Source organism: Caulobacter sp. GW821-FHT09B11 (genome assembly GCF_059418205.1).
Window position 1 is genome coordinate 219,505 of sequence record NZ_JBWKPK010000003.1, and the last position, 18,582, is coordinate 238,086.

Annotated in this window: 16 protein-coding genes and 1 tRNA gene; 7 read left to right on the forward strand and 10 right to left on the reverse strand. The window is 67.7% G+C overall.

From position 1 onward, the window contains the following. The first annotated feature begins 106 nt into the window (after nt 1–106). Together AC07N1_RS03390 and AC07N1_RS03395 are read left to right on the forward strand one after the other, a co-directional pair. Nucleotides 107–2,158, forward strand: coding sequence for a putative bifunctional diguanylate cyclase/phosphodiesterase (locus tag AC07N1_RS03390; RefSeq protein WP_494670511.1), 2,052 nt, complete (start codon nt 107–109; stop codon nt 2,156–2,158). A gap of 209 nt (nt 2,159–2,367) precedes the next feature. Continuing rightward, nucleotides 2,368–3,738, forward strand: a complete 1,371-nt coding sequence (locus AC07N1_RS03395; protein ID WP_494670512.1) for an amidohydrolase family protein — start codon at nt 2,368–2,370, stop codon at nt 3,736–3,738. A gap of 25 nt (nt 3,739–3,763) precedes the next feature. On the opposite strand, the gene AC07N1_RS03400 is transcribed toward AC07N1_RS03395, so the two are convergent. The 6 genes from AC07N1_RS03400 to AC07N1_RS03425 all read right to left on the reverse strand — a co-directional run bounded on the left by AC07N1_RS03400 (nt 3,764) and on the right by AC07N1_RS03425 (nt 9,531). Further along, nucleotides 3,764–5,023 carry a hypothetical protein gene (locus AC07N1_RS03400; protein ID WP_494670513.1) on the reverse strand — a complete coding sequence of 420 codons (1,260 nt, stop codon included), beginning with the start codon at nt 5,021–5,023 and terminating at the stop codon, nt 3,764–3,766. Next, on the reverse strand, nt 5,023–5,520 hold the full coding sequence (locus AC07N1_RS03405) for a DUF6644 family protein (RefSeq protein ID WP_494670514.1): 498 nt from the start codon (nt 5,518–5,520) through the stop codon (nt 5,023–5,025). The genes AC07N1_RS03400 and AC07N1_RS03405 overlap by 1 nt, the downstream gene beginning before the upstream one ends. Nucleotides 5,521–5,553: 33 nt before the next feature. Continuing rightward, on the reverse strand, nt 5,554–6,051 hold the full coding sequence (locus AC07N1_RS03410) for a DUF6644 family protein (protein WP_494670515.1): 498 nt from the start codon (nt 6,049–6,051) through the stop codon (nt 5,554–5,556). A 50-nt stretch (nt 6,052–6,101) separates the two neighbouring features. Next, a complete protein-coding gene (locus tag AC07N1_RS03415) occupies nt 6,102–6,851 on the reverse strand; it encodes a hypothetical protein (RefSeq protein ID WP_494670516.1) in 750 nt (249 codons plus the stop codon). A gap of 20 nt (nt 6,852–6,871) precedes the next feature. After that, on the reverse strand, nt 6,872–7,225 hold the full coding sequence (locus AC07N1_RS03420) for a DUF6152 family protein (protein ID WP_494670517.1): 354 nt from the start codon (nt 7,223–7,225) through the stop codon (nt 6,872–6,874). Between the two features lie 83 nt (nt 7,226–7,308). After that, nucleotides 7,309–9,531: a TonB-dependent receptor gene (locus AC07N1_RS03425; RefSeq protein WP_494670518.1), complete on the reverse strand. Its 2,223-nt coding sequence runs from the start codon at nt 9,529–9,531 to the stop codon at nt 7,309–7,311. 356 nt (nt 9,532–9,887) lie between these two features. On the opposite strand from AC07N1_RS03425, the gene AC07N1_RS03430 reads away from it, so the two are divergent. Continuing rightward, nucleotides 9,888–10,493 (forward strand): ester cyclase, encoded by a 606-nt coding sequence (locus AC07N1_RS03430; RefSeq protein ID WP_494670519.1) that lies wholly within the window; start codon nt 9,888–9,890, stop codon nt 10,491–10,493. Nucleotides 10,494–10,826: 333 nt separating this feature from the next. Here AC07N1_RS03430 and AC07N1_RS03435 read toward each other — a convergent pair. After that, nucleotides 10,827–10,917: transfer RNA gene (locus AC07N1_RS03435), tRNA-Ser, on the reverse strand. A 140-nt stretch (nt 10,918–11,057) separates the two neighbouring features. On the opposite strand from AC07N1_RS03435, the gene hfsE reads away from it, so the two are divergent. The 4 genes from hfsE to hfsH are packed head-to-tail and all read left to right on the forward strand — an operon-like array spanning nt 11,058 to nt 15,656. Next, nucleotides 11,058–12,506 carry a polysaccharide biosynthesis protein HfsE gene (gene hfsE / locus AC07N1_RS03440; RefSeq protein ID WP_494670520.1) on the forward strand — a complete coding sequence of 483 codons (1,449 nt, stop codon included), beginning with the start codon at nt 11,058–11,060 and terminating at the stop codon, nt 12,504–12,506. Nucleotides 12,507–12,508: 2 nt separating this feature from the next. Next, the gene (hfsF, locus tag AC07N1_RS03445) at nt 12,509–13,948 is read left to right on the forward strand and encodes a polysaccharide biosynthesis protein HfsF (protein ID WP_494670521.1); all 1,440 of its coding nucleotides are present in this window, start codon (nt 12,509–12,511) and stop codon (nt 13,946–13,948) included. Next, nucleotides 13,945–14,874 carry a polysaccharide biosynthesis protein HfsG gene (gene hfsG / locus AC07N1_RS03450; protein ID WP_494670522.1) on the forward strand — a complete coding sequence of 310 codons (930 nt, stop codon included), beginning with the start codon at nt 13,945–13,947 and terminating at the stop codon, nt 14,872–14,874. Before hfsF ends, hfsG begins: the two co-directional genes overlap by 4 nt. Next, nucleotides 14,874–15,656, forward strand: a complete 783-nt coding sequence (gene hfsH / locus AC07N1_RS03455) for an oligosaccharide deacetylase HfsH (RefSeq protein ID WP_494670523.1) — start codon at nt 14,874–14,876, stop codon at nt 15,654–15,656. The genes hfsG and hfsH overlap by 1 nt, the downstream gene beginning before the upstream one ends. A gap of 169 nt (nt 15,657–15,825) precedes the next feature. Here the strand turns inward: hfsH and AC07N1_RS03460 are convergent, their stop codons facing one another. The 3 genes from AC07N1_RS03460 to AC07N1_RS03470 all read right to left on the reverse strand — a co-directional run bounded on the left by AC07N1_RS03460 (nt 15,826) and on the right by AC07N1_RS03470 (nt 18,475). After that, nucleotides 15,826–16,170: a hypothetical protein gene (locus tag AC07N1_RS03460; protein ID WP_110119728.1), complete on the reverse strand. Its 345-nt coding sequence runs from the start codon at nt 16,168–16,170 to the stop codon at nt 15,826–15,828. 30 nt (nt 16,171–16,200) lie between these two features. Next, nucleotides 16,201–16,881: a peptidoglycan L,D-endopeptidase MepK gene (gene mepK, locus AC07N1_RS03465; RefSeq protein WP_494670524.1), complete on the reverse strand. Its 681-nt coding sequence runs from the start codon at nt 16,879–16,881 to the stop codon at nt 16,201–16,203. Between the two features lie 232 nt (nt 16,882–17,113). Next, nucleotides 17,114–18,475 carry a L,D-transpeptidase family protein gene (locus tag AC07N1_RS03470; protein ID WP_494670525.1) on the reverse strand — a complete coding sequence of 454 codons (1,362 nt, stop codon included), beginning with the start codon at nt 18,473–18,475 and terminating at the stop codon, nt 17,114–17,116. Between the last annotated feature and the right edge of the window lie 107 nt (nt 18,476–18,582).

Genomic DNA, 18,582 nt, shown 5'->3' on the forward strand with positions numbered 1-18,582 from the left:
ATCGCTCCCCCTGATGGGTGGCTTGGACCTGCGGCGACGGGTCGCGGCCTGGCGTAACCGATCTGGAGCCTGACCATTGCAAACTTGCCGGCCAGGAGGAGCCCTCATGACCGTCGCCGCCCGCAGCCCGTCCGCGTCGGATGATCGTGACGTCTTCCATCAGGACGAAACCGCCTACCGCGCGCATATCGGCAAGGTGCCCGTGCCAGTGGCGATGTTCGGCCTCGACCTTGTACCGGTCGCCGTCAGCATCGGGTGGGTACGGGCGGGACTGCCGTGCGACGGCGCACTGGGCGAGCACTTCGTCGGAACCGACCTAGAGGACGCGCGCTCGCGGTGTCTTTCGGGCGAGATCGTCAACCTGCGCCTGGAGACGCGCGGTGCAACGCCAGATGACTCTCGCTGGTGGGATCTGGCCATGACGCCTTGGTCGTCCAAGCCGGGGCCGGTCGAGCGGGTTATCCTCAACGGCCGGGAAGTCACCGAGGTCGTGCGCGCGGCTTTCGCCGCGACCCGCGCCCAGCAGCGCCTGGCCATGGCCTTGAAGCTCGATCGCTCGGTGGTCCACGAAGCCGAACTGTCCACCGGCGAGACGCTGCTGGCGGCCATGTGCCCGGAACTGGAGCCGTTCTTTCCGAGCCACGATCCCCTGGCTGGGGCGAGCGCGGAAGACCAGCCGCGCCTGAGGGCCGCCTATCGCGCCTGCGCCGAGGACGGCGCACCGTTCCACTTGCAGTACCGCCTGGCGCGAGACGACGGAGAGGAGACGTGGATCGACGCGATCGGCGAACGCTTCGCCGGTCTCAGCGGCGCGCCCGATCGAGTGATCACCGTCTTCAAGGACGTCACTGAGCGTCACCGCCACCAGCAACGCATCGAGACCCTGGCCTTCCGCGATCCGCTGACGGGCCTGTCCAACCGCGCCGCCTTCCAGGCCGCCTACGCAGAAGCTGTCGCCGCCGCTGAAGCCAATGGTGAGGGGTTTGGCGTGGTGATGCTGGACCTCGACTACTTCAAACCGGTCAACGACACCTTCGGCCACGATGTCGGCGACGCCCTGCTCAACGCTCTGGCCGGCCAGCTTCGACGCGCCTTTCGCCAGAGCGACACGGTCGCGCGCCTTGGCGGCGACGAGTTCGCCGTGCTGCTGCGTGACGTTCGCGGTCCACAGTCCTTGATGCGTCCGATCTCGGTGCTGGAGTCGTTGCTGCGCATACCGTTCGAACACGTCGGCCAAAGCTTCGTCATCAGCACCAGCATCGGCGCGGCGCTCCACAGTCCCGGCGAAGGCGAGCCGGCTCGCGTACTCAAAAACGCCGACCTGGCCATGTACGAGGCCAAGGCCGCCGGTCGAGGTCGGGCCGTCCTCTTCAAAGACACGATGCGTGCGGAGGTCGAAGAGCGGCTGGAGCTGTTGCGCGAGGTTCGCCGCGGCCTCTGCGACCGCGAATTCCAGATGGCCTATCAGCCGATCTTCGACCTGGCCCAAAACCAGGTGGCCGGTCTCGAGGCCGTGCTCCGCTGGGAGCATCCGCAGCGAGGCTTGCTTACCCCCGCCGACTTCGGCGCGGCTTTCGACGATCCAGATTCAGCGCCCCAGTTGGCCGACTTCGCCTTCGAGGCCGTGCTCGAGCAGATCCGCGCCTGGCTCGACGCCGATCTCGCGCCGCCGCCGGTGTCGATCAACGTCTCGGGCGGTCAGCTGCGCGACGGACGACTGGTGCGGGAGCTTCCTGGCAAGCTGGCCCGATGGGCGGTGCCGGCCGCCGCCCTGGCGATCGAGATCAACGAAACCATGGGCAAGGATCGCGTCGACAACAGCGCCGCCGAGGCGATCCGGACACTTTCGGCGGCCGGCGTGAAGATCACCTGGGACAATTTCGGCGCCGCGCGAGGCTCGCTTGGCAACCCGCGCGACTTCCCGGTCGACCGGCTGAAGATCGCCAAGCGCTTCATCGCCGAGTTCGACACCGAAGTCGTGGGCTCGATCCTCAAACTTGGCCAGGCCTTGGGCCTGGAGGTCGTGGCCGACGGCGTGGAGACCGAAGCCGCCTTGTCGGCTCTTCGCGACCTGGGCTGCGCCCACGCGCAAGGCTTCCACTTCGCCAAGCCTGCGCCCGCGCGTGATACGCGTCGATACCTGCACGCAGCGTCGTGAGGATCATCAAGTCGGAACAACACGCCGGTCGGCCGCCGCAAACCCGTCGACCGGGGCGCTGCAACAGCTAGTTCATCGTCACGCCAGATGACGCCATCGGCAATGTCGATTAGGCAAAGCCCCCTGCCCTTCGCAGACAATCGCTTGAGCGCGAGAGGACCCGCCGGGTCCTGGGCCGCTTCCGCGACAAACATACGAAGGGAGGGCCGATGCCTATCGTCAACCAAGGCCGGCGACCTGATCGCCCACTACTGATCCGCGGCGCTGGGATCATCACCATGGATCCAGCGTTGGGTGACCTCGTCCGCGGCGACATCCTCGTCCGAGACGGCGTCATCGCCGACATCGGGCCAAGGCTTGAGGTCGAAGACGCCGAGATCCTCGAGGCCGGAACCATGATCGCCATGCCAGGCTTCGTGGACGGCCACCGCCACCTCTGGGAAGGCGTCATTCGCAACAGCCTGCCCACCGAGGACCTCGCCGGCTACTTCGCGCGGGTCAACCAAGGCTTCGCGCCGACCTATTCGGCCGAGGCGGCCTATCTCGGCACCTTGGTCAGCGCGCTCGGCGCTCTGGAGGCGGGCATCACCACCGTCTTCGACTGGTCCCACATCCAGACCACCCCCGACCACACCGCCGCGACCATCTCGGCCTTGCGGGAGTCAGGTCTGCGGGCCGTTTTCGGCTTTGGCATGCCCGCCGTGGAGGATCGTGGCCATCAATGGCCGAGCGATCTGCTGCGCCTTCAGAAGGAGGAGTTCGCCTCCGCCGACCAGAGGCTGACCTTGGCCCTGGCCAGCCTCAGCCCCGAGCACATGCCCGACGCCATGGCGCGGGCGCACTTCGAGATGGCGCGTGAGGCCGGCCTGATCGTGTCTGTCCATTCGGGCCTGGCCGGCATGGGCGAGGCCAATCAGATCGAGCGCTTCGGTCGCGAAGGGCTGCTGGGCCCGCACGTCAATCTCGTCCACTGCAACACCCTGAGCGACACGGAGTGGGCGCTGATCGCCGATACTGGAACCTCGGTGTGCATCACGCCCTCGACCGAGATGCAGATGGGTCAGGGCGCCCCGCCAATACGCCAGGCCATGCGCGTCGGCGTGCGGCCAAGTCTGGGGGTCGACGTGGAGACTTCCGTTCCCGGCGACATGTGGACCCAGATGCGAGTGCTCTACGCGTACCAGCGCGGTGAGGCCTTCAAGGAGATCCATGCCGGCCGTCCGGCGCCGGCCATGCTGGATGTCCATGAGGTTCTGGACTACGCGACCCTGTCGGGCGCGAAGACCGCGCTTCTCGACCACAAGGTCGGCAGCCTGACGGTCGGCAAGCAGGCCGACATCGTGCTGTTGCGCGCCGACATGCTCAACGTCATGCCCGTTAATGATCTGAAGACCGCGGTGGTCCTCAACATGGATCCGCGCAACGTCGACACGGTGTTGGTCGAAGGCCAGGTCGTCAAACGCGGCGGCGCGATGATCGGCGTCGATATGGCGAGCCTGGCCGCTCGTCTCTACGCGGCGCGTGACACCGTCTATGCTGCCGCCGATCAAGACCTGCCCAGTCCCACCCATCGCTACTAGTGCGGAATGGACGAGGCCGAGGCGTTCACCGCGCCTTGGTCGTCGTCCAGATCTCGCGCTCCTTGACGGGCGCGGCGGCGAGCAGCCGGCTGGTGACGTTGGTCTGGTCGATCCCCGACACCGCATAGAGGGCGGCGAAGGCCTCACCGCCGCCAGCTGCGCGCTTAGCGCTGGCTGCTAGGCCCGCCTTGGTCGCCACTTCAGCGGCCTGCTGAACGCCCACGTCGCGCGCGCCCGTGACGACGACGAACACGTTGCCCTCCGGGCCTGTGAAGGTCGAGAACAAGCCGTAGTCGACATAGGGCTCGCCGCCGCTTCCCGAAGGTGGCCGTCCGCCCTGACTGAGATAGCGCTGGCCGTTGGAGCGATCGACGAGTTCGTCATAGGAGTCGCCGATCTCGAAACGCGAGCCGGCGAAGGCAGTGCGCCGCAAGGGCCCAAGGCCGCTGAAGCAGCCGATGTAGACGATGTTGTTCGACTTGAGCATCGCCGGCGTCAGCTCCGAGGCCAGCACCACCGAGAGCTTCCCCGATCCGGCCAGCGGGGCCAGCACCGGCATGATCCGGCCCAAGGCCCGTCCGCTCGAGGTGGGCAGATAGCGTAGGCCGATGTCCATGTAGTGGTCGCCCAGCTCGGGCCTTTGGACTCTTAGGGCCTCAAGGTCGGCGACGGTGTCGACGCCGAACTCTCGCACCAACCGCTCGACCGAGACACCATCGGCGCTTTGGCCGACCATGTAGTAGTCGCCCAGCACCACGAGGGTCGGCAGGTCGTCGCGCAACAAACTAGCCCATGGCGCCTGGGCTCGGGTGTGAACGAGTTCGGGCGGATCGCCGGGTCCACGCGACACCGCACCGATCAGGCCCGAGACCAGACATAACCCCGCGACGATCGCCACGCTTCGCCAGCGCTCGACCAGCCTCCCCGCAACCTTGGCCTGATGGCGCGGTTCGAGGTCGAGGCGATAGCGCCCGGCCGGCAGGACAAGACGGCGATCTTCATTCGGGTGTTCGGCGGCGTAGGCGGCCAAGGCCTTACGCAGCTTGTGGGCATAGACGCGGACCACGGAGTCCTCGCCGGGATCGAAGCCCGGGCGGCGATCGAAGACCGCGACCGCGATCTCCTGCTCCTTGGGCGTTCGGCCGGCCAGGGCGGCGTCGACCAGATGTTCGAAGAGCGCCTTCAGTGGCGCGGATCGTCCGAGCCGCCCGGAAGCGCGCACCGAAGCGACCGCGGCGGTGAACGCCTCGTGGTTGGCTGGATCGAAGCCGCGGTCCCGGATCATCAGCCCCAGATCGGGAAGGCGATCCAGCGACCGAAGGCGATGGTGGCGGTCCACAGCACCAGGGAGATGATGCCGGCCGCTCGGGACGCAGGTGTGGTTCGCGCGCCTTCGTCCCAGTCGCCGATCGTCTTCTCCGTTAGGAAGTGGAAGACGACCATGTTCAAGCCGGCCATGGCCAGGAGCACGAGCTTTATCTGGAAGGCGATGTTGTGGGCGTATTCGACGGCGTTCGAGGCGAACATCAGCCCGCCGGTGACCGCCGCCAGGCAGAAGGCGAACCAGGTGAAAGGCAGGAGTTCGCTAATGAGGGCGCGAGCGCTCTTCTTGTGCGAGGCCACGCCAACCAGGCGCAGGTCGACGATGGCGATCGTCCCCACGACAGTGACGATGGCCAGCACATGGAGGCTCTCGATGAATGGGAACAAGAAGCTGCTGTCACGGATGGCCGTGGCCCAGGCCGTGTCGTTGAGCTTCTGCAGGGCGGCGTCGGGGATCATAAGACGCTCCAGGCGACGAGGTTGAAGGCTCGATCAGATCGCATAGGCGATCCAGCGACCGCAGAAGATGACGGCGACCCAGACGCAGAGGATCAGGACGCCATAGGCTTTGCGCCCAAGCGCGATCGTCGGGCTCGCCGGGACCGGCTCGGCGGCCATGATCCGGCGCAGCGGGACCAGGAGCAGGCAGGCGCTCAGGACCAGGATCATCTTGGTCCAGAAGATGCGGTTCTCGACGACCCGGCCAGGCTCGGCGATCACCATCAAAAGGCCCGTGCTCGCCAGGAGGCCAAGGCCGGCCAGGAGCCAGGGCTTGAACCGCCCATGGACGACGAGCGCCGGCTCCGTGCGTGCGACCACGCCAACCAGGCGCAGGCCCAGCATCAGACCTGAGCCGAACAGGACGGCGATGGAGAGGATGTGCAGGCTCTGGATGGCCGGGACCAGCCAGCTCGACTCGCGCAACGCTTGGCCGAAAGGCCATTGGTAGATCCAGGCGGCCAGACTGTTCTGGGTCAGGTCGGTTTCCATGGGGCCTCCCGAAAGGGGATCCGGGCGCGAAGCCCGGACCCGAGGGGACATCAGTCGAGGTAGTTGGGCAGACCGCAGCGCGCCTCGAGGCGGTTGATTTCCTGCGAGCGCTTGAAGATCCGCGTGGTGGAAACCGGCTTGGTGAGGGCCTCGGGGTCATCGAGTGTCATGACGATCTCGAGCGTGTCGGGATCTGTCAGGCGATAGCGCTCGGTGATGTGGGCCTGATCGCTGTGGCTCCACTGGCCGTCGACCGTTCCGTCGGCCAGTTGCACGGTGTCGACGACGAGCACCTCGCCTTCCCAGCGCCCGGTCGAATGACCCATGTAGCGAGGGATCGCGTCGTCAACTGAGGGGTGGCCGCGACCATCGGTGTAGATGGCCCGCGCCACGTCGTGCCAGCGCTCGCTGATGATGTAGAGGCCCTTGTCTGCCGGTACGAGTTCGATCGGCAGGAAGTTGGCCAGCATGTAGCCCGGCATCGAGGCGTTGCAGTGCTCGACCCGGTCGGCGACCTTCTTGCCGGCCTTTACCGCCAGAAGCATTTCGGCGGTGGCCTGGAATTCTTCCAGGTACTTGCCCTTCAGCGGCGGCTGCGGCTGAGGGCCGGAGTCGCGATAGGACTGACCACTCCACAGAGTGGAGGGCGGACCAACCCAAAGCCCCGCCCAGCTTTGCCATGAGGCCGGCGGGGCCGATGGCGCCGTCGCCGCGGAGGCGGCAGCTTGCGCCTGGGCAATGGTCGCGGGCGCAAAGGCCAGCGCCGAAGCAGCCGCCAAGGTCAGAAGAACCGTCTTCATCGGAAAACCTCGCGTCTGGATCAGCGGTTGGGCATGCCCACGTACTGGCCGTTGGCCAGGGTGGCGCCGAGGAGAAGGCCGCCGGGCGCGCCGTCGAAGCGCGGGGCGTACTTGATCGTGACCTTGTCGCCCGCCTTGAAGGACGTGGCGCGCATGCCCATCCGGTAGACGATCGAGATGGCCCCGGCCTCGAGGTGCATCTTCTGGCCGTTGTCGCTGCGGACGATGTCGAGTTCGGAGTGAGGGTTCTTGAACTTCCACTCCTGAACGACGCCGGTCGCCGAGACGATCTTCGACTGGTCGTAGGCCTTGACCGAATGGTGGGCGTAGGCGCCGCCCAGGGCGGTCCCAGCCAGCACCAACCCCGCCGCCAAGGCTCGCAGCATCCTCAGGCCAAGGCCGACCAGGCCTCGACGGCGAGGCGTTTGAAGACGATCTTCCACGCGTTTGTCCTCCACTAGAATTTGACGCCGAGCGCCACGCGCCAGGTTCGGCCTGGCGCGACCATCACGCTGTCGCTCAGGCGCTTGGGCGACATCTGGACGAAGACTGTCTCGTTGGTGAGGTTCTCGCCCGAGACGCTGAGGCTCAGACTGTCGTCGTCGCGCAGCGACCAGCGGCCAGAGGCGCTGACCAGGTCATATGGCTTCTGGCGCAGGCGGTTGGCGGCCTGGGCGTACCAGCCGTCGCTATGGAAGGCGTTGACGTTGAAGCGCAGTCCGCCGACGGCCAGTGGCACCTCGTAGGAGACCCCTGCATTGAGGGTCCAGTCGGGGGTCTGGGGCATTCGGTTGCCGGTCGCCGAGCCGACGCTGGCGACATTCCCGCCCAGGATCGGGCGCGGCGTCGCGTTCGGATTGGGGATCGCCGGGACCGTGAACTCGGCGTTGGGGTAGTCGTCGAACCGACCGTGAATCCAGGAGCCGCCGACATTGACGTTGAGGCGTCCAAAGAGGCGGGCGTTGGCTTCGAAATCGAGGCCGTAGATGGTGGCGGCCGCGGCGTTGGTGATCGTCGAGAAGCCCTCGGCCGTCACCGCCTGGAGTTGGATCTGGGTGTAGTCGTAGTAGAAGGCGGCGACATTGACCCGCACGCGACGGTCCAACCATTCGGACTTCAGGCCAGCCTGAATGGCGTCCAACACCTCCGGCGTGAACGGCTTGAGCGGCTGGACCACATTGGGATTGAACCCGCCGCTCTTGAAGCCGCGGTCGAACGAGACGTAGCCCAGGACGCGATCGTCGAACCGATGGTCGAGCACGAAGCGGGCGGTGACCTTGCTGGCGCGCTCGTCGGCGACCAGCGTGCCGACCGTGGGCGACTCCGAACCCGTGCGCTTGCCCTGATAGTCGTGCGTCTCGGTCGTGTAGCGCAGGCCCACCGTGAGCGAGGTGGCGTCGGTGAGCTTGTAGGTGCCTTGGCCGAACGCCGACAACGACTCGGTGACCTGCTGGGCCGTCGTGACCTGGCTCTGGCCGAAGATGGCGTAGTTGGTCAGGTACTTGCCGGTGGCGTTGAAATAGAAGCCGCCGATCATCCACTTCAGGCGCTTGTCACCCCGCGTGGCCAGCTGCAGTTCCTGACTGAACTGGCGATCGCCGTAGTCGGCGGCCACGACGAACAGCGGGAACGGAGAGTCGTCGCCGTCGAAGGCGTTGGTGTTGTTGGCCTTGCGATAGGCCGTGATGCTGGTGACGGTGAAGTCTTCCAGTTCGTGCTGCAGATTGATGCTGCCCCCGGCCTGCCACTTCTTCTGCAGCGGCTCGACGTCGGAGTCAGTGTCCCACGGGCTGGCCTTAAACCGGTAGCCGGTCGCGGTGATGGTGCCCCCCAGCGCGCGATAGGCGGCCGAGCTGCGGCTGTCGGCGTAGTCCAGCGACAGCCTTGCGGTCGTGGCCTCGCCAAGCTCAAAGCGCCACTTGCTGCGCATGGCGAAGTCACGGTTGGCGTTGACCTCGCGGCCCGAGGCCAGATTGGTCCCGAAGCCCTTGCGTTGATCATTGTAGTAGACCGAGAGGTTGGCGGCCGCGCGCGGCGCCACCGCGCCGGTCACGTAGAGATTGCCGCCGATCGTGTCGTGGCCGCCGTAGCGCAGCTGCGCCTCACCCTGGAAATCGTCGCGCGGGTCGCGGGTGGTGATCTGGATGAGGCCGCCGGTGGCGTTGCGCCCAAAGAGCGTGCCTTGCGGTCCCTTCAACACGGCGACCTGCTCGACGTCGGCCAGCGCCCGAAGCGCCGAGGAGGCCGACGCCAGGTAGACGCCGTCGACATAGACCGACACAGGGCTCTCCAGGCCCCCACCAGCGTCGGTCGTGCCGACACCGCGGATGCTGGGCGCGGCGTTGCCCGTGGCGTTGGTCATGGTCAGGCCCGGGACCATGACCCCAAGGTCGCCCGTCGAAGCCACGCCTTGCGCAGCCAGTTGCGCGCCCGTCACCGCCGACACGGCCAGCGGCACGTCCTGCAGATTTTCCGAGCGCTTCTGAGCGGTGACCACGATCTCGTCGAGCCGAGTATCGTCGCCGTGCGCCTCGCGCCGATGCGCCTCGAGGCGCTGGCGTTCGTTTTCGTGGTCTCGAGCGGAACCTTGATCCCGCGTTTGCCCCGCCGCCATGGCTGGCGCTCCGAGCGCCAAAGCGCTCATCGAAACCAGCAGGCACGCCTTCAGGCGATCCTTCATCGTTCCCTCCCCAGGGTCGTTTATTGTTGTTGGGGGGACGATAGGCAGGGGCGTCGAAAGGCGACCAATCGCAATCGCCTATAGCAAGTATCGGCCAATCCGTTGACGCAAAGGTCGCGAAATCACCACTGCTAAGTGAATGAAGATCACCAATCGACCGAACGCAATGTTAGCGGACACATACGAAACATCGTCAAATCGGCGGAAATTCATAGCTTCCGCTGATTTCTACTATGTCCGATCTCGATTTGACTCCCCTCTTCGCCTTGGAAGCTTTGCCCCACGTCGCCAGCGGCCCATGCGCCAAGGAGCGGCGGGCCGGCGCCAAAGAGCGCTAGACGTCCAAGGGAGATCACATGTCACGAGCCACCGTACTGATGGCTGTCGCCGCCTTCGCTATCCTGGCAGGAAGCGCCCAGGCAAAGCCCGCCGAGGATACGCCCTCCTCCGGCCGCGCCATCGCAGCAGGTCCCGACCAGGCCCGTAATCTGCGCAACTTCGAGCGCTTCCAATACGAGGTCTCCCTCAAGCGCGACATGACCCACCTGGAAGAACTGATGGCGCCCGAGGTCATCGTTCACGGCTCGCCTTCGGATGGCCTGGCGGTGCTCTTCGGCGGCCAAAGCCCAACCACCAAGCGGGTGACGCTCGAGCGCTTTCGCAAGATGGACGGCCTAGCAGGCCTGGTCGACCACAAGCGCGCCATCGACGAGATCTACGCCGTCGGCGACATGGTGGTGGCCCGTTGGCACGTGGAGGGCATCATGGTCGGGCCGATCGGCGGTTTCGTCGGCCACGCTCAGCCAGTCCGTTTCGAGGAAGTCGGCTTCATTCGCTACGACGACAAGGGACGCATGATTGAGGCCTGGTTCCAGAGCGACGGCGCGGCCTTCCTGCACGAGGTCGGCGTCAAGCCCGAGGACATCAAGGCCGAGCGCGTGGCGCCTACGCCTCCGAAATAGGGCGCGTGCTCTGGGCTTGCCGACCGAACGCCTCTCGCACGTTCGGTCGGACAGCCTGACCATCATTGCGGGGCGCAAACGCTCAAGCGCCCCTCGCAACAGTTGCCGCCCTCGTCCGAGTGGCGGCCGGGCGAGTCGAGCTTGCGGGTTAGCAGGGCGGAAAAGCGTTCAAGAAGCTACGTGGTCGCTACCCCAGTTCCTACCCACGGTGGCCACGCCGATTGGGCTGGATCTCGGTGGACACGCCCAAACGCAAGTCTTCGACTTTCCCTTGTAGAATAAGGGACTTAGCGGTCGCGCCTGGACGGCGGTGGATAGCGCTGGAAAGGGGGATGGCGGAGACGGAGGGATTCGAACCCTCGATACCCTTTTGAGGTATGCCGCTTTAGCAAAGCGGTGCCTTCAGCCTCTCGGCCACGTCTCCTCCTGAGAGGGAGCGGTTCGATAGCCTGTTCGCTCGCGAATGACAATCGAGCGTCGAAGGAAAATCGCGTTAACGCGACGCTCAGACGGCCACGCTAGGTTGAACCCTGTTCTCCCGTGTGCAGAAGCCCAAGAGCGATCATGAGTTCCGCCATCGCCCGCCCCGCGGACGCAAGCCATGCGTCCGCCGATGTTCAAAGCCGGCGCGGCCCTTTTCGGCCCGAACGTCTCACCCCAGCGCGCGCCCGGGTGCAGATTCGGAACCTGACTCGCTGGTTCCGCTTCGCCGATTCGATTCTCGCCCTGGGTCTCGCCCTCTGGCTGGCGCGCGACGGCGCCCTCGCCGCGCCGCTGGTCGGGGCCGGCGTGCTGCTGGCCGCCCTGCATGGCCTGGAAGCCTATGTCTTCGCCCATCGCGAACCGCTGACCCGCCACCTGCTGCGCACCGCCGCCGCCGTCGGCGCCTCAACGCTCGCCGTACAGGTGCTGGCCCTGACGCCGCTGAACACCAGCCCGCATCCGGTCGGCGGCTGGCTGGCCCTGGCCCTGCCCGTCTTCCTGGCGGTGCACGCCGGCTGGTGGGCGCTGGTGCGCCACGGCCGCCGGGTCGGCACCCTGACGCCCAACATCGTGCTGGTCGGCGCCACGACCAACGCCGAACGCCTGATCGCCGCGGCCCTGCGCACCGGCGAAGTCAACGTACTTGGCGTGTTCGACGACCGCGCGGAACGCGCGCCGGAGGCCGTCATGGGCGTGCCGGTGCTGGGCGACACCAAGGCCCTGGTCGACCACCGCATCATGCCCTTCGTCGACCGCGTGGTGATCGCCGTCGAATCCACCGCCCAGGCCCGCGTCGGCCAGTTGGTCGAGCGCTTGTCGGAACTGCCCAATCCCGTCAGCATGATCGTCGACATCGGCGGCGACGCCGACCGCGACGCGGCCATGGGACGCCTGGCCGACCTGTCGGGCGCGCCCACCGACGCCCGCCGGGCCATGGTCAAGCGCGCCCAGGATCTGGTCGTCACGGGTCTTGGCCTGATCGTCGCCGCGCCGGTGATGCTGATCGTGGCGATCGCCGTGAAGCTCGACAGCCCCGGCCCGATCTTCTTCCGCCAGCGCCGCCACGGCTTCAACAACGAAGCGATCCTGATCTGGAAGTTCCGCTCGATGCGGCACGAGATGGCCGACGCCAAGGCCGCCCGCCAGATCAGCGCCAACGACGACCGGGTCACCCGCGTCGGCAGGTTCATCCGCAAGACCAGCCTCGACGAGCTGCCGCAGCTGTTCAACGTGATCACCGGCGAGATGTCGATCGTCGGGCCGCGCCCACACGCCATCGGCATGATGACCGGCGACGTGGAGTCCGCCAAGCTGGTCGCCACCTACGCCCATCGCCACCGCATGAAGCCCGGCGTCACCGGCTGGGCGGCCATCAAGGGCTCGCGCGGCGCCGTCGACACCCCCGAACTGGTGCGCCAGCGCGTGGCCTACGACGTCGAGTACATCGAGCGGCAGTCGTTCTGGCTCGATCTCTACGTGATCCTGATGACCATACCCTGCCTGCTGGGCGACAAGACCGCCGTGCGCTGACCATGTTCTGGCGCGGCGTCCTCGGCTACCTGCCGGTCAACATCGCCCAGGGGGTCGTCGGCCTCCTGACGATCGTGCTGTTCACCCAGGTGCTGACCCCGGCCGAGTACGGGACCTACGCCCTGGCCTTCTCGGCGCTGAGCCTGACCCAGACGGCCCTGTTGACCTGGACCGAGGCGGCCATGGCCCGCTTCCATGCCCGGGCGCAGGAGGACGGCCGCCTGCCGGACCACTTCGCCACCCTCTATCGCCTGTGGATCCTGATGGCCCTGGCCATACCGGTCGCCGCCGCCGTGATCCTACGCTTCTGGCCGATGGCCCCGGCGCTGAAGGTCGCCGTCGCGGCCGCCTTCGCCGCCGCGGCGGTCAAGAGTCTCGCCAAGCTGTCGCAGGAGCGCCGCCGCGCCGCCGGCGAGGTGTCGGGCGCGGCCCTGCTCGACGTGATCCAGACGGTGGGCGGCTTCGCCCTAGGCCTGATCCTGGCCCTGGTCGGCCTGGGCGGCGCCGCGCCGATCCTGGGCATGGGCGCGATCTCGCTGCTGTGCCTGGTGTTCGTGCTGCCCGCCGACCTTGGGCGGCTGAAGGGCGGCCATTTCGACAAGGCCCTGGCCAAGTCCTACGCCGCCTACGGCCTGCCGGTGGCCTTCTCGCTGATCCTGGCCCTAGTGCTGTCGACAACCGACCGCTTCCTGCTGGCCGCCTTCCTCGACGAGAGCGCGGTCGGCGTCTACCACGCCGGCTATTCGCTGGGCTCGCGCACCCTGGATGTCGTCTTCATCTGGCTGGGCATGGCCGGCGGTCCGGCCATGGTCGCGGCCCTGGAGCGCGGCGGCCAGCCGGCGCTGGAAGACAGCGCCCGCGAACAGGCAGACTTCATGGTGCTGCTGACCCTGCCCGCCGCTGTTGGTCTTGCACTGGTCGCCCGCCCCCTGACCGAGGTGATGATCGGCCCGGCACTGCGCGACGGCGCGGCAGGGGTGACGCCGTGGATCGCCGCCAGCGGCTGGCTGTCAGGCGTGACCACCTACTATCTGCTGCAGGCCTTCACGCTTGGCCGCCGCACGACGATGCTGAGCGTCTGCATGGCCATCCCGGCCGGCGCCAATCTGGCGCTGAACCTGATCCTGATCCCGCGCTTTGGCCTCAACGGCGCCCTCTGGGCCACCACCGCCAGCTATGGCCTGGGCGCGATCGCGGCCGGGGTGCTGGGCCGCCGGGCCTGCGCCCTGCCGATCCCGTGGGAGGCGCTGGCGAAGGTCGGCCTGTCCAGCGCCCTGATGGCGGCCCTGGTCCTGGCCCTGCCCGACTTCGGCGGGCTGTTTGAACTGATCCTCAAGGCGGGTCTCGGCGCGGCGACCTTCGCCGGCGCGGCCCTGCTGCTCGACGCCGGGGGCGCACGCGGCCGCCTGGCCGTCATCACCCGCAGGTTCCGCCCCGCATGACCGCCCCGATCACCGAAACCATCTTCGACAACGCCGCGTGGGCCTCCGCCGTCCCGCGCCTGTCGGTGCTGATCCCGACCTTCCGCGACGACCCGACCGCCCTGCTCCGCGCGCTCGACGGCACCGACGGCAGCGCCGAGATCGTCGTGCTGGACGACGGCGGCGGCGACGAGGCCCTGGCAGCCCGCATCGGCAAGATCGTCGCGGGCTTGAAGCGCCCCGCCCGCTTCGTGCGGCTGTCGGCCAACGCCGGTCGCGCCCAGGGCCGCAATCGCCTGGCCGCCCACGCCCGGGGCCGCCACCTGCTGTTCCTTGACAGCGACATGCTGCCCGACCCGCGCGATTTCCTGTCGCGCTGGCTGGCGGTGGCGAGCGACGACGCCCCGGTGGCCTTCGGCGGCTTCACCCTGAACCAGACGCCGATCCGCCCCGAGCACGCCCTGCACCGGGCCATGGCCCTGAAGAGCGATTGCACGCCCGCGCCCGAACGCGCGCGCGAACCGGAAAAGCACGTTTTCACCTCGAACCTGCTGGTGCGCCGCGACGTCTTCGAGACCATCACCTTCGACGAGGGCTTCGCCGGCTGGGGCTGGGAGGACGTCGAATGGGCGATGCGGGTGGCCCGCGCCCATCCGATCCTGCACATCGACAACACCGCCACGCACCTGGGCCTCGATCCCGCCCCGGTGATGGCCGCCAAGTACGAGCAGTCGGCCGCCAACTTCGCCCGCGTGGTGGCCGCCCACCGCGACGTGGTCAGCGCCTATCCCAGCTACAAGGTCGCCAGGATCCTGAAGAGCGTTCCCCTACGCGCGACCTGGCGGCCGTGGCTGAAGGCGATCGCGCTTTCGGAATCGCTGCCGACGCCTCTTCGTGCATTCTCCATGCGGCTCTACCGGGCCGCCCTCTATTCGGACGCCGTGTGATGACCGCAGTCGAACAAACCTTCGAGAAGGTGGACGCCTACGAGCCGGACCGCTCGCTGAAGGGCAAGGTCCGCCGCCGGCTGATCCGCCTGCAGCACCGCCGCCCGGCGCGGGTGAAGCTCACGCGGCCGATGGTGTCGTTCAGCTTCGACGACGCCCCCGCCACCGCCTGCGAGGCCGGGGCGCGGGTGCTGGAGGCCCGGGGCTTTCGTGGCACCTATTATTTCGCCGCCGGTCTGACCGGCCGCGACGGGCCGATGGGTCGCTACGCCACGGGCGAGGACGCCTTCCGCCTGCATGCCGCCGGTCACGAGATCGGCTGCCACACCTTCAGCCACCTCGACTGCGGCCAGGCCTCGACGCAGGTCGCCCTGGCCGACGTGGCCCAGAACACTGACGCCCTGGCCGCCTGGGGCGTGGGCAGCGCGGTCAGCTTCGCCTACCCCTATGGCGACGTCGCCGCTCCGGCAAAGACCGCCCTGGCCGACCGCTTCAAGACGCTGCGGGCGCTGCACCACGGCCTGATCGCCAACGGCGCCGACCTCAACCAGGCCCCGGCCGTCGGCATCGAGGGCGAGGACGGCGAGGCCGTGGCCCTGCGCTGGCTGGACGCCGCCCACCGCCGCAAGGCATGGCTGATCCTCTACACCCACGACGTGGCGGAAAAGCCGTCGGCCTGGGGCTGCACGGTGGAGGCGCTGGAACGGCTGGTGGACGGCGCGGTCAACGCAGGCTTCGACGTGGTGACGGTGGCCGAGGGCGCGAAGCGGATCGGGCTGTAGAACCCCTTCTCCCCTTGCGGGAGAAGGTGTCAGCGAAGCTGACGGATGAGGGGTCGCCCCCACGAAAAACGCCGCGACAGCTGATCGGCTGCCGCGGCGTCTTGCTTTTGAGAGACCCCTCACCCGACCTCCTTCGGAGGCCACCCTCTCCCGCAAGGGGAGAGGGAAATTACTGGCGGGTTCGCGAGGTCATGCCGGCCGCCGCGGCGTCGTCGGCCATCTGCGGATCGACTTCGGGAGCGGGCTTGGGCGCCGCGGGCGCTTCGACCACGGGCGGCTTTTCGGGTTCGGGCGTCGCCGCCGGCGCGGCTTGCGCGGCGGGCGTGCGGGTGACGGCGGCGCTGGCGGCGTCATCGGCCGCGGTGCGGACCTCCGGGCCTTCCTGATAGCCGCCATTGTCGAAACCGACCCCGGCGCTGACCACCAGGATCACGCCGAGGGCCGCCACGGCGCCGACGACGAAACCCAGGACGATCCATCCCAACGGATTGCCGCGACGTTCGGCCTTGGCCATCTGGAGCTCCCTAAAGGGACGGCTCCAACCCTAGGAGCCGACCCAACGCCGGACCGGGCCGACGTCGACGTGGACGAAATTGCTGACCGGATAGTAGCCGACGCCGCCCTGCTTCAAGTCGAGGGCCGCGGTCCGGAGACGATCCAGAGAGACGTCCTCCAGATAGAGATCGATCGCCTTGCCGTCCATGTGCAGGCTGCGTTTGGCGACCTCACCGCTGCGCGCGTGCAACATCGCGTTGGTCTTGGGCGAGCGATAGCCGGAAATGATCTGGAAGTGAGCCTTGGTCTCGGTCCGGGCCGCGAGGCCGGCCATGATGTCGAAAAGCTCGGGATTCATCGGGGCGACGTCGCCGGTGCGGTAGTCGCGCAGCACCTTGTCGAGGGCCTGGACGGCGTCGGGCACGTACTCGCCCTTCTCGAAATAGACCGCCTCGACCTTTTCCTGGGTGTGCACGTTGTGCAGCTTCACCCAGCGGGGTTCGGACGAGACGCGCTGGATCGCCGGCCGGGGCGGGGGAACCGAAGTCTGCGGCAGGTCGTTATCCGCCATGCCTTCGGCCGCATTCCCGAGGTCCTGCTTCATCAGCAGGTCGGCGATGGGATCGGCCCCTGGGCCGAACTTGGACTGTGCGAAGGCCGCCATGGGCCCGACCGCACTGGCGCCCAGCACCCCGAGGCCAAGCCCCAGAAGCTTGCGTCGTTCGATCATGGATACGCTTTCCCGACTGACTGCGTCAGGCAGCCCGAAGGCCGCCCAAGCTCACTTGGAACACGATAAACTTTCCGGATCGGAAAGGCTTACGCACCAAAAGAGGCCTGACGAGGGCGCTCGGGTCAAGCGGAGCTGGGACGGGCATGACAGCCGAAAGCGTGAGCGGCTTTGACGCCGGCCACGCTTCAAATGCTTTAAAGACAGTCGCTTGGGCGCCCCGGTGAGGCGCTCAGACGGCTTTCGCTGCGGCGATACGCTGCACCAGCGCGCGATCCCACCCGTACGGGTCATCGCGGAAATTCACCTGCCCGTCCGGGGTCACATAGGCGGTCCAGTAGAGCAGGAAGACGGCCATCGGCTGGGCCAGCTGGGCGCGCACCGTTTTGCCCGAGGCGATGGTCGTGTCGACGTTTTCCGGCGTCCATTCGGCGCTGCCGCTCAGCAGTTGCTTGGCCAGCGGGATCGGCTTTTCCAGGCGCACGCAGCCGTGGCTGGCCAGGCGGCTGTAGCTGGCGAACTTGGCCCGCGACGGGGTGTCGTGCAGATAGACGCCGTAGGGATTGTTGAAATCGAACTTCACCAGGCCCAGCGCGGCCTTGTCGCCGGCCTTCTGCTGCAGACGCGAGCCGCCGTCGCCGGTCGGGATGACGATGAAGTCGTTGCGCGCCAGATAGCCCGGATTGGCCCGCTCCTTGGGCCACAGCTCCTTGGTGGCGATCGAGGACGGCACGTTCCAGGGCGGGTTGAGCACGATCGAGTGGATCGCCGATTGCAGCATCGGCGTCTCGTCGCCCGGACGCCCGGTGACCGCGCGCATGGTCAGGGTCGGGGCGTCGTGGTGGAAGACGCTCATGACGGCGGCGGCGATGTTCACCTGGATGCGGTCGGCCGGCAGTTCCTGCGGCAGCCAGCGCCAGCGCTCCATGTTGGCGACGATCTGGTCGATGCGCAGCTGCACCGGCACGTTCAGCGCCGTCAGGGTGCCCTTGCCGAGCACCCCGTCGGGATTGAGGCCAAAGCGCTTCTGGGCGCGCATCAGGGCCTGCTGCAAAGCCTCGTCGAACACCGCCACGCCGTCGACGGCGATGGTCGGGTCCTCGACCGCCAGCCGGGCCTCCAGCTGGACGATGCGCGGATCGGCCTTGTCGCCCAGCTTCAGGGGCGCGCCTTCGGGGATGACCGCCCAGCCGCCGCGAGCGGCGATGTCGCGGTAGGTGACGAGGCCCTTCTGCAGGGTCTGGTAGCCGGTATAGGGCGGAGACAGCTCTTCCAGCCAGCCGGCCAGCTGGTCGTTCTGCACGGCGGCGGCGAAGCCGGGCGCGGGGTCGTAGGCGGCCGGGCGCAGGCCCCAGTTGTTGTCGAAGTCGGCGGGCGCCAGACGTCCGCTGTGCACGGCCTTGGCGTAGCGCAGGGTCAGGGCGATCAGCTGGTTCAGGCCCGCCTGGCGGTCGGCGCCGTTACGCGAGTCCAACTGGGCCAGGGCGCGGTCGGGCGCGAAGGCGCCGGGCTCGAAGCCGTGCGAGGGCGCATTCGTCAAAGCCTTGGCCAGCAGGTCGACCTGGTCGGCGCGCAGAGCCGGCGGCGCGGGCACGGGCACGGGCGCCTGTTGCGGCGCCCTTACCGGCCGGACCTGAGCTTGAGCATGAACGATCGGGGCCGCCGACATCCACAGGGCCGCCCCAAGCAGGGCGGTCGAAA

Bases quoted from the DNA above. Each gene is read 5' to 3' on its own strand.
- hfsG (WP_494670522.1), top strand. From the start codon at position 13,945: ATGACCGCCCCGATCACCGAAACCATCTTCGACAACGCCGCGTGGGCC.
- hfsE (WP_494670520.1), top strand. From the start codon at position 11,058: ATGAGTTCCGCCATCGCCCGCCCCGCGGACGCAAGCCATGCGTCCGCC.
- mepK (WP_494670524.1), bottom strand. From the start codon at position 16,881: ATGATCGAACGACGCAAGCTTCTGGGGCTTGGCCTCGGGGTGCTGGGC.
- AC07N1_RS03395 (WP_494670512.1), top strand. From the start codon at position 2,368: ATGCCTATCGTCAACCAAGGCCGGCGACCTGATCGCCCACTACTGATC.
- AC07N1_RS03460 (WP_110119728.1), bottom strand. From the start codon at position 16,170: ATGGCCAAGGCCGAACGTCGCGGCAATCCGTTGGGATGGATCGTCCTG.
- hfsH (WP_494670523.1), top strand. From the start codon at position 14,874: ATGACCGCAGTCGAACAAACCTTCGAGAAGGTGGACGCCTACGAGCCG.
- hfsF (WP_494670521.1), top strand. From the start codon at position 12,509: ATGTTCTGGCGCGGCGTCCTCGGCTACCTGCCGGTCAACATCGCCCAG.
- AC07N1_RS03400 (WP_494670513.1), bottom strand. From the start codon at position 5,023: ATGATCCGGGACCGCGGCTTCGATCCAGCCAACCACGAGGCGTTCACC.
- AC07N1_RS03425 (WP_494670518.1), bottom strand. From the start codon at position 9,531: ATGAAGGATCGCCTGAAGGCGTGCCTGCTGGTTTCGATGAGCGCTTTG.
- AC07N1_RS03390 (WP_494670511.1), top strand. From the start codon at position 107: ATGACCGTCGCCGCCCGCAGCCCGTCCGCGTCGGATGATCGTGACGTC.
- AC07N1_RS03410 (WP_494670515.1), bottom strand. From the start codon at position 6,051: ATGGAAACCGACCTGACCCAGAACAGTCTGGCCGCCTGGATCTACCAA.
- AC07N1_RS03430 (WP_494670519.1), top strand. From the start codon at position 9,888: ATGTCACGAGCCACCGTACTGATGGCTGTCGCCGCCTTCGCTATCCTG.
- AC07N1_RS03415 (WP_494670516.1), bottom strand. From the start codon at position 6,851: ATGAAGACGGTTCTTCTGACCTTGGCGGCTGCTTCGGCGCTGGCCTTT.
- AC07N1_RS03405 (WP_494670514.1), bottom strand. From the start codon at position 5,520: ATGATCCCCGACGCCGCCCTGCAGAAGCTCAACGACACGGCCTGGGCC.